This window comes from Ruoffia sp. FAM 26254 (assembly GCF_045528545.1).
In the GTDB taxonomy this organism is placed as follows: domain Bacteria; phylum Bacillota; class Bacilli; order Lactobacillales; family Aerococcaceae; genus Ruoffia; species Ruoffia halotolerans.
The window spans coordinates 1-1,143 of the sequence record NZ_JBGQQY010000107.1 but is presented as its reverse complement, the minus strand read 5'-3'; the positions used below and the strand labels follow the sequence as shown (position 1 = coordinate 1,143).

Below are 1,143 nucleotides of genomic sequence, written 5' to 3'. Positions count from 1 at the left end.
GTCACTGTCTTTAACGCTTATATGGAAGTTGAACGTGATCGCTACATTAAAGCAGAGAACTATGAACGGACTTCGGAACGAAAAGATCAGCGGAATGGCTATTACGAACGGGACCTCATGCTAAATATCGGGAGCATCAACTTAAAAGTACCACGGACGAGATCAGGCGAGTTTAAAACAGACGTGTTTAACAGCTACCAGCGGATGGATAAAGCGTTTGTCCTTGGGATGATTGAGATGGTCATTATGGGTGTTTCTACTCGAAAAGTCACGAAAATAGTGGAACAGCTCTGTGGCGAAAATGTATCCAAGTCCTTTGTCTCAGACATCATGCAGGAATTAGATCCACAAATTGAAGCGTTTAAACAACGGTCGTTATCGCACTCTAAATTTCGTTACTTATATGTAGACGCAATGTATATCAAAGTGAGAGAGGACAATCGCGTCGTGTCTAAAGCTGTTTATATCGCCCAAGGTGTTAATGATATAAATAAACGAGAAATCGTCGGTTTTATGGTCTCAGAAGAAGAAACCGAAGCAGCCTGGTCACGCTTCTTTCTAGATTTACGCTCGCGTGGACTACAGACACCAACCATGGTTATTTCTGATGCCCATGCTGGACTGAAAAAAGCGATTCGTAAAGTCTTTGTAGGGACTATTTGGCAACGCTGTACATTTCACTTTATTAGAAACATTATTGATGTAATGCCTAAAAAGAACAGTAAAGAAGAAAGAAAAATACTTAGAAAGATCCTCCAAGCACCAACACAACAACATGCGCGTGAGTTGAAACAAGCCTATGAATCGCAACTTAAAGATAATCCCAAGTATACTGAAGCCTTAAAGATTTTAGATAATGGTTTTGAGGATGCCATTCAATATATGTTAGAACCCGAAGCTTTTCATGTTTCGTTGCGCACAACCAATTCAGTTGAGCGTCTGAATCGTGAAATTAGACGGCGAGACAGAGTGATTGGAATTTATCCAAACATAGCCTCTGCAGAGCGTTTAATCGGTTCGATATTAATTGATTTCCACGAAAATTGGGAAAATAACGCTCGGACATTCTTACAAGTGTAATGTGCATGATGACCAGATGATATAACTACATTGAGACTTTTACACAAGATTATGGACTTGACA

1 protein-coding gene is annotated in these 1,143 nt (G+C 40.0%); it reads left to right on the top strand.

The window, feature by feature from the left end:
• A partial coding sequence (locus ACEN3Z_RS11860; RefSeq protein ID WP_407090981.1) for an IS256 family transposase occupies positions 1–1,080 on the top strand: 1,080 nt, incomplete at its 5' end.
• Between the last annotated feature and the right edge of the window lie 63 nt (positions 1,081–1,143).